This window comes from Mesorhizobium sp. M1088 (assembly GCF_040318575.1).
In the GTDB taxonomy this organism is placed as follows: Bacteria; Pseudomonadota; Alphaproteobacteria; order Rhizobiales; family Rhizobiaceae; genus Mesorhizobium.
Genome location: NZ_JAMYMO010000077.1, coordinates 1 through 10,578 on the forward strand (window position 1 = coordinate 1; position 10,578 = coordinate 10,578).

Annotated in this window: 12 protein-coding genes; 6 read left to right on the forward strand and 6 right to left on the reverse strand. The window is 63.9% G+C overall.

The window, feature by feature from the left end; genetic code table 11:
- Positions 1–247: 247 nt before the first annotated feature.
- Both NKH49_RS33850 and leuD read right to left on the reverse strand, forming a co-directional pair.
- The gene (locus NKH49_RS33850) at positions 248–1,177 is read right to left on the reverse strand and encodes an Ivy family c-type lysozyme inhibitor (RefSeq protein ID WP_352618945.1); all 930 of its coding nucleotides are present in this window, start codon (positions 1,175–1,177) and stop codon (positions 248–250) included.
- A 61-nt stretch (positions 1,178–1,238) separates the two neighbouring features.
- On the reverse strand, positions 1,239–1,844 hold the full coding sequence (gene leuD / locus NKH49_RS33855; protein WP_352618943.1) for a 3-isopropylmalate dehydratase small subunit: 606 nt from the start codon (positions 1,842–1,844) through the stop codon (positions 1,239–1,241).
- 167 nt (positions 1,845–2,011) lie between these two features.
- On the opposite strand from leuD, the gene NKH49_RS33860 reads away from it, so the two are divergent.
- The 4 genes from NKH49_RS33860 to NKH49_RS33875 all read left to right on the forward strand — a co-directional run bounded on the left by NKH49_RS33860 (position 2,012) and on the right by NKH49_RS33875 (position 3,814).
- Complete coding sequence (locus NKH49_RS33860; RefSeq protein ID WP_352450225.1) at positions 2,012–2,437, forward strand: GNAT family N-acetyltransferase; 426 nt, start codon at positions 2,012–2,014, stop codon at positions 2,435–2,437.
- 92 nt (positions 2,438–2,529) lie between these two features.
- On the forward strand, positions 2,530–2,841 hold the full coding sequence (locus NKH49_RS33865) for an ArsR/SmtB family transcription factor (protein WP_352450226.1): 312 nt from the start codon (positions 2,530–2,532) through the stop codon (positions 2,839–2,841).
- Entirely contained in the window at positions 2,841–3,287 is a 447-nt protein-coding gene (locus NKH49_RS33870) for an SRPBCC domain-containing protein (protein WP_352618941.1), read from the forward strand. The genes NKH49_RS33865 and NKH49_RS33870 overlap by 1 nt, the downstream gene beginning before the upstream one ends.
- 38 nt (positions 3,288–3,325) lie before the next feature.
- A complete protein-coding gene (locus tag NKH49_RS33875) occupies positions 3,326–3,814 on the forward strand; it encodes an SRPBCC family protein (RefSeq protein WP_352618940.1) in 489 nt (162 codons plus the stop codon).
- A gap of 36 nt (positions 3,815–3,850) precedes the next feature.
- Here the strand turns inward: NKH49_RS33875 and NKH49_RS33880 are convergent, their stop codons facing one another.
- Genes NKH49_RS33880 through NKH49_RS33895 form a run of 4 tightly spaced genes read right to left on the reverse strand, consistent with a single transcriptional unit; the run spans position 3,851 to position 8,869 of the window.
- The gene (locus tag NKH49_RS33880; RefSeq protein WP_352618938.1) at positions 3,851–5,017 is read right to left on the reverse strand and encodes an NAD(P)/FAD-dependent oxidoreductase; all 1,167 of its coding nucleotides are present in this window, start codon (positions 5,015–5,017) and stop codon (positions 3,851–3,853) included.
- 30 nt (positions 5,018–5,047) lie between these two features.
- Positions 5,048–6,634 (reverse strand): ATP-binding protein, encoded by a 1,587-nt coding sequence (locus NKH49_RS33885; protein ID WP_352618937.1) that lies wholly within the window; start codon positions 6,632–6,634, stop codon positions 5,048–5,050.
- Positions 6,622–7,314 carry a response regulator transcription factor gene (locus NKH49_RS33890; RefSeq protein ID WP_352500815.1) on the reverse strand — a complete coding sequence of 231 codons (693 nt, stop codon included), beginning with the start codon at positions 7,312–7,314 and terminating at the stop codon, positions 6,622–6,624. Before NKH49_RS33890 ends, NKH49_RS33885 begins: the two co-directional genes overlap by 13 nt.
- A 4-nt stretch (positions 7,315–7,318) precedes the next feature.
- Positions 7,319–8,869, reverse strand: a complete 1,551-nt coding sequence (locus NKH49_RS33895) for a DUF4153 domain-containing protein (RefSeq protein ID WP_352618935.1) — start codon at positions 8,867–8,869, stop codon at positions 7,319–7,321.
- A 278-nt stretch (positions 8,870–9,147) separates the two neighbouring features.
- On the opposite strand from NKH49_RS33895, the gene NKH49_RS33900 reads away from it, so the two are divergent.
- Both NKH49_RS33900 and NKH49_RS33905 read left to right on the forward strand, forming a co-directional pair.
- On the forward strand, positions 9,148–10,029 hold the full coding sequence (locus NKH49_RS33900; protein ID WP_352618933.1) for an HpcH/HpaI aldolase/citrate lyase family protein: 882 nt from the start codon (positions 9,148–9,150) through the stop codon (positions 10,027–10,029).
- A gap of 28 nt (positions 10,030–10,057) precedes the next feature.
- A complete protein-coding gene (locus NKH49_RS33905) occupies positions 10,058–10,264 on the forward strand; it encodes a DUF1737 domain-containing protein (protein WP_352470863.1) in 207 nt (68 codons plus the stop codon).
- The last annotated feature ends 314 nt before the right edge of the window (positions 10,265–10,578 follow it).

Consider the following 10,578-nt stretch of genomic DNA (forward strand, 5'->3'; position numbering starts at 1 on the left):
GATAAGGTGTTCCACGGACGGCTCCCTTGTTTGAGATCTCAACGAACTCATTCTGGCACATCCGATGCCGTCGGGCGCCGTCCACCCCATCATGCCGTGACATCCGAGCGACACAACGGTTCAGAATTCTGTTTCGCTGCACACTTCGGCCGATGTTACGGCATGGATCCTCGGGTCAAGCCCGAGGATGACGAAAGCAGGCCCGAGGATGACGAAAGCAGGGTAGTCGCCGCGCCGCGCAAAAAACCTAATTCGCCGACCCTAGCGCCTTGTCCAGCGCTTCCCTCACGTCGGCCGGCCATGTACTCACCGCTGGCCACGCGTCCGGCTCGGGCTTGTCGCCGCGGCGCGCGAAATAGAGCTTCTGGTTGACCGGGTCGACCGCCATGAAGCCGTCATTGCCGCCGCAATCATGCGGCACGCAGCCGCTGGCAAAAAAGGCGCCCGACGCGGTTTTTTCCGTGCCGCCGCCGACCAGCAGGCTGGTCGCCATGTCGGGCATGTCCTTGCCAAGCAGCGTCTCAGCTTGCTTGTAGACGGCCTCGTTGTGGAAGGCGTCGATGATGTTGTCGTATTTCGACGGATCGACGTCCTTCCAGTCGGTGCCCGGCTCCGGCATGTAGGTCAGATTGCCGGACGTCGTCAGTCCGGCCGTCGGCGACCATTGCAGCGCCGGCTTGGAATCACCCGGCAGCAGATAGGGCACGAAATAGACGGCGCTGTCGGAGATCGCGGCCGGCGGCGCGCCGCATTCATCCTGCTCGACCGTGACCGTCTGGATCGTGCCGCCTTCCGGCTTCCAAACGATCACCTTGGCTGGGCCGCATTGATTGCCGCCGTCGCCGACATCGACCAGCGCCACCTTGACGCCGCCGACCTCGACGATCTTGTCGAAGAAGACGTCGTAATTGCGCGCCAGTTCCTTGCCGTCGAAAGCGAGTACCCGTTCCCCGTACTCTTCCTCCTGAGTGATGGTCAGCTGGCCGCCCTCGAACGGGATCGGCGCCTGTTTGTCATTGTCGACTAGGGCCGCATTGCTCAACGCGCCCTGGTCGGCGGCCCCGCCGGATGCATCGTCAGCCGGCACGAGCACCACGTCGGTCTGTGCATGCGCGCCTGCCACCGGCATCAGAATCCACGCCAGCGCGCAGGCCCCGGCAAGAAGCGAACGTGTCATGACTGTTCCCTCCGTTCAGCCGCCACGAACCCGGCCTGTCGCGGCCAGGTCATCGTACCGCTCAGGCCCAGGGGCGCTCAGCAGCGTTCTTCTTCTCGAACGAAGCGATGGCGCCGGCCTTCTCCATGGTCAGACCGATATCGTCGAGCCCGTTGAGCAGGCAGTGGCGCTTGAATTCGTCGAGGTCGAACTTGACCACGCCGCCGTCCGGCCCGCGAATTTCCTTGGCTTCGAGATCAACCGACAGCGTCGCGTTGGAACCGCGCGAGGCATCGTCCATCAGCTTCTCCAGGTCTTCCGGGCTGACGGTGATCGGCAGGATGCCGTTCTTGAAGCAGTTGTTGTAGAAAATGTCGGCGAACGAAGTCGAGATGACGCAGCGGATGCCGAAATCGAGCAGCGCCCACGGCGCATGTTCCCGGCTCGAACCGCAGCCGAAATTGTCGCCGGCGACCAGGATCTGCGCCTTGCGGTAGGCCGGCTTGTTGAGCACGAAGTCCGAGTTTTCCGAGCCGTCGTCCTTGTAACGCATTTCGGCGAACAGGCCGGTGCCGAGTCCGGTGCGCTTGATCGTCTTGAGATAATCCTTGGGGATGATCATGTCGGTGTCGACATTGACAATCGGCATCGGCGCGGCGACACCGGTGAGCTTGGTGAATTTTTCCATGGTTCTTGCCCGTCTTCTTCTCGTTGCGGGGAATTGCTGGCGCCCGGTTTACACAATGCCGCGGGCAAATAAAAGGCGGCTGTTTTTGGACTTCCGTCGTCGATCGAAACACAAAATCGGTACAAAACGGCTTCAAAACCACCAGCCCATGGTGCACTTTTGTCGACATGACAACGCGATCCACGATCCTTTACGCCAGCGAACCGGGCCTCGGCATCGCCGAGTTCCGCCGCGTTCTGGTGGAATCCGGCCTCGGCGAGACACGGCCCGTCGATGATCATGCCCGTTTGAAGGCGATGCTCACGAGTGCCGACCTGGTGCTCACCGCGCGCATCGATGCACCGGGCAAGCCGCTGGTTGGTGTCGCTCGCGGCATCACCGACTTTTCCTGGGTCTGCTATATCTCCGAGCTCGCTGTTTCTGCATCGGCGCAAGGGCTGGGCATCGGCAAGGGCCTGATGGATGAGGCACGCCGGCAACTCGGACCTTCCGTTGCCATCAGCCTGATCTCCATACCCGACGCCGTCGGCTTCTATGAGCGTATCGGCATGGAGCGCATGCCCAACGCATTCTGGTTCGGCCGCAAGCGCTGAAATCCACTCCCAGCGACCTCAACCCGCGCATTCTTGGCTACGGTTCTGCCTCTTGACATGCAACCAAATGGTTGCATATTAGAGTCATGAGCATGGATGCCGTCTTTCGCGCCTTGGCCGACCCGACACGCCGGCGATTGCTGGACAGCCTTCATGCCAGGAACGGGCAGACGCTGAACGCGCTGTGCGGTGAGATGGACATGACGCGCCAGGCGGTGACCAAGCATCTGGCGATCCTGGAAGAAGCGAACCTCGTCGCCACCATCCGCAAGGGACGCGAGAAGCAACATTATCTGAATCCCGTTCCCATCAACGAGATCGCCGAACGCTGGATCGGCAAATTCGAGCGGGGGCGACTGGGCGCCCTCGGCGATTTGAAGAAACGCCTCGAAAGGGAAGACTGATGAGCAACATTTTCGTTTATGTCACCTACATCCGCACTTCGCCCGAAAAACTCTGGCAAGCACTGACCGAGCCGGAGTTCCAGCGGCAATATTTCCTCGGCGCTCAGATGCTAAGCGACTGGAAACAAGGTTCGGCGTGGAAGATTGTTTACACCGACGGCCGCGTCACCGACAGCGGCGAGGTCCTCGAGATCGATCCACCCAAGCGCATCGTGCTCAAATGGCGCAACGAGTTCATGCCCGAGGTCAAGGCGGACGGCTACACACGCTGCACCTTCGCCATCGAGCAAGAGGGCGAGATGATGAAGCTCGCCATCACACACGAAGCCGATGGACCGCACAAGCTGCTTGGCCATGTGGCGAACGGCTGGCCGCTCATCCTGTCCAGCCTGAAGAGCCTGCTCGAAACCGGCAAAGGCCTGTCGCGCCCGGCGTCGAAGGCTTGAGGTTGTTTCGATAGCGAAACGTTTCTGGAGGACAGGTGATGCACGGTTCCGCGGTGCACAGCATGACCAATGGCGAGACCGTCATGGCGAGCGCCGATGTTCGCGCGCCTCCCGAGCGGATCTTTGACGCCCTCGTTACACGCGAGGTCGAGCGCTGGTGGGGGTCCGCCAGGACCTACAGGATGACCGGATGGGCGGCCGACCTCCGCGTCGGCGGCCGCTGGAGCGTCACCGTCGAGACGGCGGCCGGCAGACACCTGCCCGCCAGCGGCGAATTCCTGGAGATCGAAGAGCCGCGCCGGATCGTGCAGACGCGGAGATACGACTGGGACCATCCGACGCTTGGCCGCCGCGAAACCAAAGTCGCCTGGCTGCTGGAGCCGATCGCCGGCGGCACACGCGTCACCATCTGCCATGGCGGCTTCGCCGGCATCGCTGCTGCCGCAACGAAGCATGCCGAAGGCTGGGCCCGGGTGCTGGGCTGGCTTCAGGCGTATCTTGGTACGGGCGGCTTGGCGGCGGCTTAATCCACCAAGCAACGGTAGCATCCCTTCGCGCCAGCGTTAAATTACATTCAATTCCCGAAACGGCCGCCCGTCGGCAATCCGGCTGTACCCGAACGCCGAGCAATCCACCGTGCGATAGCCGCCATGTACTATCAGTTCGGCCAGCGCCTTGCCGACCGCCGGAGCCTGCTGCAAGCCGTGACCGGAAAACCCGTTGGCGAAGAGGAAATTGCCGACCTCCGGGTGCGGGCCGATCACCGCGTTCTGGTCGAGCGTATTGTAGTCGTAATGGCCGACCCAGGCGCGCGTCGGCTTGATCGCCTCGAAGGCCGGAATGCGGGTCGCCAGCACCGGCCAGATCACCTCTTCGAACAGCGGCCAGTCGGGGTCGAAGTCGGCGGGGTCGGCCGGTCCTTCGCCCTCTTCCGGCTCGGCGCCGCCGGTGATGTGGACCGAGCCCTCCGGCCGGACATAGATGCCGCTCGGGTCGACCAGCAGCGGCATGTCGTCATATTTTTCGCGCGCCTCGAAGACGAAGACATTGCGCTTGCGCGGCTCCACGGGCAGCGCCAGCCCGGCCATTGCTGCCACCTTGCCGGCATTCGGCCCGGCGGCGTTAACGACGGTGCCGGCCTCGAGCCGCTCGCCATTGTCGAGGGTCACACCGGCGACGCGCTTCCCCTGCCGCTCGATACCGGTCACCGACGCTGTGATGAAATCAATGTTCTTGCTTCGCAGTGCCTTGCGGAACAGCATCAGCATCGCATGCGCGTCGAACCAGCCTTCGCCGCTGCGGCCATAGGCGCCGGCGGAAATGCCCTCGACCGACAGCCACGGAAAGCGGCGGACGACCGCCTCGGCATCCTCGAGCACGATGTCGGCGCCCTCGGCCATCTGCGCCTCGTGGTTGGCCCGCAGGATCGGCAGCCCGTTCTCGCCGGCAAGGATGAGGTAGCCGCCTTCGCGAAAGCCGATATCGGCGTCCGCGCCAAACTCTTCCCTGAGCCGCCGGAACAGTTTCAGCGTGAATTGCGACAGCCGGATGTTTTCCGGGATCGAGAACTGCTGGCGGATTGAGGCGCAGGACAGCGTGGTCGCGGCGCGGGAAAATTGCGGGTCGCGCTCGACAAGCGCGATCGAGCCCGAAAACCCTTCCTTGCGCAGGTAATAGGCAACCGACGAGCCGACGATGGCTCCGCCGATGATGACGATGTCGTAATGCACCTTTTCGCCCTTCCGGTCTGAATCGCCGAGTCACGCCGCCGGCAGGATGATCTCGAAGCGCGTGCCGCTCGCCGAGTCAACCAGCCGGATCGTGCCATCATGCGCTTTCAGGAGGGCCAGCACGATGCCGAGGCCCATGCCGGTGCCGCCGGAATCGCGGCGCGTGGTGAAGAACGGCTCGAAGATGCGGCCTCGGTTGCTGGGCGAAATGCCGGCGCCGTCGTCGTCCACCACAATGGTGGCCTTGCCGTCCGCGCTTGCGGCCGTGATCGAAACCAACGTTGCGCCGTGCCGCGCCGAATTGTCGATGAGATTGGCCAGCACGATCGCCGCGTTTTCGGCCGATATGCGCAGACCGATCTGGGCGCCCGCCTCGAGGCGCAGCGCCAGCCTGTGGTCGGCCGGCAGCAGCGCCAGTGCAGCAGTGAGCGACGTGTTTTCGCCGCTCGGTTCGAGATTTTCGGCGCGCGCCAGGTCGAGCAGGCGGCGCACCAGAAGGTTGAGCCGGCCGGCATCGGTGACGATATTGTCCGAAAAACGCCGCCGCTCGGCCTCGTCCATCGCGCTGCCCGAATCGCGCAGCAGTTCGGCGGCCCCCTGGATCGCCGTCAGCGGCGATTTGAGCTCGTGCGAGACGTGGGTGGCAAAGGTCTGGATGCCGTCGGAGCGTGCGTGCAGCTTTTCGGCCATGTCGAGGAAAGCAGCAGAGAGTTCACCCATTTCGCGCGTGCCGTGGTGATCGAGCGGCCTGATCGCCGCGCGGTCGCCGGCGGCGATGCGTTTCGTGCGTTCCATCAGCGCATAGATCGGACGGCTGACGGCGCGCAGGAAGACCAGCCCGATCAGCAACGCGCCGCCGAGGATGGCGATTGCCGCCAGCGCCACCTTGCCGCGCTCGCCATAGAGATGCTTGACGATGTTGTTCGGCGTCCGCGACAGATAGACGACGCCGGCGACCTTGCCGGAGACCGCAACCGGCATGGCGACAAAGACGCGAACCTTGGTGCCGCGGCTGACCGAATAGAGCGGCGGCGACGGCTGGTCGGGAACCCGCAGCCTGAGCGCGCTGGCGTAGCGGCCGGCAAGCGCTGCGCGAACCTCGTCGACAGCGGCGAGCGACAGGCCGGCCTCCTCACGGCCGGCGATGACCACGCCTCTGGGATCGAGCAGCCGGAAGCCGGCGAGCGTGGTCTTCTGCGTCTCGGCAAGAATGCCCGACAGGCGTGCGCCGATTGAAGCGAAGGCGGGATCGGCGCTGGCCGCGGTGGCCGCGGGCCGGGTCGGCAGGATCCCGTCGGACGCAAGATCGAGGCCCGGTTCGATCGGCTGGTAGGGAGAGGCCCGATCGCTGGTGTTGGGTGAAGGCACGGGTGCGCCTAGCTTTTCCGGGGCAATGCCGGCCTCGCGAACCTCTTGCGCATAGATCGCGCCAAGGGCGGCGCCTTGGGCGATCAGCTCGGCCTCGGTTTGCCGGATCAGCTGATTCTCGTAGAGCCGGAAGAAAAACAGGCCGGCCAGCGGCAGTGCCATCACCATGATCAGGATGGCGATGACGACCGTGGCGAGGCGAGGCCGCCATTTGCTGCCAATCAGTTCTTGGGCGCTCACGCGCCGCATCCGCCCAGCCGAAAACCGACGCCGTGCACGGTCTCGATCGCATCGACGCAGCCGACGGCCGCCAGCTTGGCGCGGATATTGCGGATGTGGCTGTCGACGGTGCGGTCTGCGACATGGATATTGGCCGCATAGGCGTTGGCCATCACCATGTCGCGGCCAAGCACATGCGCCGGCCGCGCCAAAAAGCCTTTCAGGATCGCGAATTCGATCGACGTCAGCGCCAGCGGCTTGCCGTCGAAGCTGGCTGTATGGCTTGCCGGAACCAGCAACAGTCTGCCATGCGAGAATTGCCGGTCGTCGGCTGGTTCCGGCGTGGGCCGAGCGCGACGCAGAATGACGTTGACGCGGGCGACCAGCTCGCGCGGGCTGAACGGCTTGGTGACATAATCATCGCCGCCCATCTCCAGCCCGAGCACGCGGTCGATCTCTTCATCCCGCGCGGACAGGAACAGCACCGGCAGGTCGGATGTGTGGCGCAGCCGCCGGCACACTTCCAGCCCGTCCATTTCCGGCATGCCGATGTCGAGCACGACGAGATCGGGCGCATGGCGCTCTATCGCCTGCAAGGCAGCCGCGCCGTCCTGCACCGCCAGCGTTTTCATGCCGGCCTTTTCCAGCGCGAAGCAGATGATTTCGCGAATGTGCGGGTCGTCGTCGGCGACCAGTATGTGGTGCGGCATCAAATCAGCGGCCCGGCATGAAGGGTTCGGACATCGGAGGAACCACGAACGGGCCACGCCTGTCGAGGGCGCGGTTGAGCCGCCAGTCACGAAAGCTCCAGCCCCGCCAGTTCTCCTGGCCGGCGCGGAAGCGTGCTTCGTCCTGTGCATACCAGCCGGCGAGTTCGCGGATGGAGGCATCCTCCGCGGAAACCGTCCTGCTCTGGTGCTGGACGAAGCGATCGAGCGCCGGCAAGGCGCCGGGCCCGAGCGAGCGCAAGTACCAGACGTCGAGCTGGGTGCCTTGGCCGGTCATTTCGAAGCAATGGTCGACATTGTAGTTGGCGATCAGCGCGGCAAAGTTGATGAACGAGCAAGCATAGAGCGTCGCCGATAGCGTCAGAAGATTGGCGGCAAGCAGCCATTCGTTGGACTTTTCGCGCGCGATGCGGGCCATGATCAGGACAAGGCCCGCCGCCACCAGCCCCATCCAGACGAACGCAGCGACACGCCAATAGGTCAGCGCATAGATACCGATATAGAGATCGAGCCGCAGGATCGACGAGATCACCAGGAGGATGTTCTGCGCCACCCAGGCATAAACCAGCCGGCGGATGAGCGGATCGCCGGAGGTCGCGCTTCCCGGCCGCAGCGCCGCCAGCACGAAGCCGGCGGCCAGCAGCGCCGTGACGATCAGCGGATAGGCGCCGCGATGCGCGTAGGCGGCATAGGTCAGCCCGTCGGGAAGCGCGATGCCGCCCCACAGATAGGTGGCGTCGAGTGCGCTCTGCACCGCGAACAGGATGTTGAAGACGACGAGCGCGCGGAGGACAGCGGCCTTGCCGAAGACGATATCTTCGATCGTGGGACTTATGGCTGGCCTCGTCGGTGTGCTGGCAGGCGTTCCCAACCGGGGAATATGCCGGAGAAGCCGCGGCAGGCGCGGCCGCAGAAAGGCCCATACGCCGGCGAGCGCGAACAGCCAGAAGGCAAGACGCGGCAACTGCATGAGGTTGAGCAGGGCGAAGAGATCAATCAGCGAAAACCAGTATTCGATGACCGGATTGGCGGCGCCGAACAGCGCGAGGAACACTGCGCCGAGGCCCAGCGGCATGACCCAGACGGCGATCGCCGCAAGGCGCACGCGCCGCCGGCCAAGCCGCCGCGCCGCCGTGCGCCAGCGGAAGAAATCAAGAACGAGCCGAAATGGCGTTGCAACCAGGAACAGCGAGAGTTGGCCGGCAATACGGGCAAGGCCGCGCCGCAACCGTCCGGCCAGTGAAAGCGCGAAGATGGCCAGCCCCGCCAGCGCGATCGAGACGGACAGTGCGCTGACATTTTCCACAAGCGGCAGCAGCGCCATGAGCAGCGCAACCGGCTTGAACCAGAATTTGCCATCGTTGAAGGAGCCGAGAGGATGGAGAGCCATGCTCGCCGCGGCAATCGCAACGCCGAACAGGAAAAGCGTGATGCCCGCCGGTTGGCCATAGAAGAAAAAATCGGCCAGCGCGACGAGCAGGACGGCAACGCCGAAGCGGTTGCAATAGCTCGGCGCCGCCGGGAGGAATACTATCATGATCGGGCTTTCTCGGCGGCTTTGATGCGGCCGGTGGGCGGGGATTTCCGGACGAAAGGGAGGAGGTTTACCGAAGTCCGGGGCGGATCGACGAGCCACCAGCTTTCGCGGCGAAGCCGGTACGGCAGGGACCAACGGGAGTTCGTTTGCTCTTGCATGCCGCCCTTGTCGCATCCGGTCGGGTGGCAAGCGGGGCGGAGACGAGGAGATTTTCCGAAATTGCGTGCAGTTTTTATGCACGGCTTGCCTCGGCCGGCTGCAGACGGCATAGATCGGAGATGACCACCGAAAGCTACCGCCCGCGCCGCTCGGTGCTTTACGTCCCGGCTTCGAACGACAAGGCGCTGGCCAAGATCCAATCGCTGGCCTGCGATACCGTCGTCATCGATCTCGAGGACGCCGTCGCCCCGGCCGACAAGTCTTCCGCGCGCGAAAAACTGGCGGCGATTTTCGCCGGCCGTTCCAACCGGCGCTGCGAGATGGTGGTGCGCATCAATGCGCTGTCGAGCGAATGGGGCGGCGCCGACCTGCTGGCCGCGGCAAAATGCACGCCCGACGCCATCCTGCTGCCCAAGGTCGACACGCCGCGCGACATTCTCGAGGCCGGCGACGTGCTCGACGACAATTTTATCGCCGACGAAGTCAAGCTATGGGCGATGATCGAGACGCCCAAGGCGCTGCTCAACATTGGGCCGATTGCCGAGCTCGGCCGCGATCCGGCCTCTCGACTGGCTTGTTTCGCTGCCGGAACGAATGACCTGGTCAAGGACACCGGAATTCTCGCCACGCCCGACCGGCGCTATCTCGTTCCATGGCTGATGCAAATGGTGCTCGCGGCGCGTGCCGGCGGCCTCGACCTGCTCGATGGCGTCTTCAATGATTTTCGCGATATGGACGGGTTTGCGCGCGAGTGCACGGAAGCGGCCGCCATGGGTTTTGACGGCAAGTCGCTGATCCATCCGGCTCAGATCGAAGCCGCGAACCGCGCCTTTGCACCGTCGCCCGAAGCAATGGCCGAGGCGCGCGCGGTCAAGGATGCCTTCGCGCTCGCCGAAAATACCGGTAGGGCGGTAGTTGCGCTGAACGGCAAGATGGTCGAGCGACTGCATCTGGCGCAGGCCGAAAAACTGCTGGCGAAGGCCGCCGCTGTTCGCGCATGACTAACGTAACTGACGACAGGATTGAAGAATGAAACTCTACCGTTTTCTGTCCGGTCCGGACGATTCCAGCTTCTGCCACAAGGTGACGGCGGCGTTGAACAAGGGCTGGCACCTGTTCGGCTCGCCGACCTATGCCTATGACCAGGAAGCCAAGACCATGCGCTGCGGCCAGGCCGTGGTGAAGGACATCGAGGGCCAGGAATACGGCCCCGACACCAAGCTCAGCGATTGGTAGGGAGGTTCGCTGAAGCGCTCGTCCTTCGTCATCCTAGGGCGTAGCAGTCGCGAAGCGACGTCGCGGAGTACCCTAGGATCCATGCCGTTACCTCTGCCGAAGGGCACGGCGGATCAGGATTAGTGTGATCTACCACCGATCGGGATAGCCCCGTTACCCAGAACGGGATGATGAGCGTTCGGTTCTGCACCGCCGGCGCACTGCATCACTATCACGGCATGATGGGGTGGACGGCGCCCGACGGCATCGGATGTGCCAGAATGAGTTCGTTGAGATCTCAAACAAGGGAGCCGTCCGTGGAACACCTTATCCGT

What these genes read in the sequence shown, in the direction of transcription:
- NKH49_RS33905 (WP_352470863.1), top strand. Translation starts at nt 10,058, where the DNA reads ATGAAACTCTACCGTTTTCTGTCCGGTCCGGACGATTCCAGCTTCTGC.
- NKH49_RS33865 (WP_352450226.1), top strand. Translation starts at nt 2,530, where the DNA reads ATGGATGCCGTCTTTCGCGCCTTGGCCGACCCGACACGCCGGCGATTG.
- NKH49_RS33870 (WP_352618941.1), top strand. Translation starts at nt 2,841, where the DNA reads ATGAGCAACATTTTCGTTTATGTCACCTACATCCGCACTTCGCCCGAA.
- leuD (WP_352618943.1), bottom strand. Translation starts at nt 1,844, where the DNA reads ATGGAAAAATTCACCAAGCTCACCGGTGTCGCCGCGCCGATGCCGATT.
- NKH49_RS33860 (WP_352450225.1), top strand. Translation starts at nt 2,012, where the DNA reads ATGACAACGCGATCCACGATCCTTTACGCCAGCGAACCGGGCCTCGGC.
- NKH49_RS33900 (WP_352618933.1), top strand. Translation starts at nt 9,148, where the DNA reads ATGACCACCGAAAGCTACCGCCCGCGCCGCTCGGTGCTTTACGTCCCG.
- NKH49_RS33875 (WP_352618940.1), top strand. Translation starts at nt 3,326, where the DNA reads ATGCACGGTTCCGCGGTGCACAGCATGACCAATGGCGAGACCGTCATG.
- NKH49_RS33850 (WP_352618945.1), bottom strand. Translation starts at nt 1,177, where the DNA reads ATGACACGTTCGCTTCTTGCCGGGGCCTGCGCGCTGGCGTGGATTCTG.
- NKH49_RS33890 (WP_352500815.1), bottom strand. Translation starts at nt 7,314, where the DNA reads ATGCCGCACCACATACTGGTCGCCGACGACGACCCGCACATTCGCGAA.
- NKH49_RS33895 (WP_352618935.1), bottom strand. Translation starts at nt 8,869, where the DNA reads ATGATAGTATTCCTCCCGGCGGCGCCGAGCTATTGCAACCGCTTCGGC.
- NKH49_RS33885 (WP_352618937.1), bottom strand. Translation starts at nt 6,634, where the DNA reads ATGCGGCGCGTGAGCGCCCAAGAACTGATTGGCAGCAAATGGCGGCCT.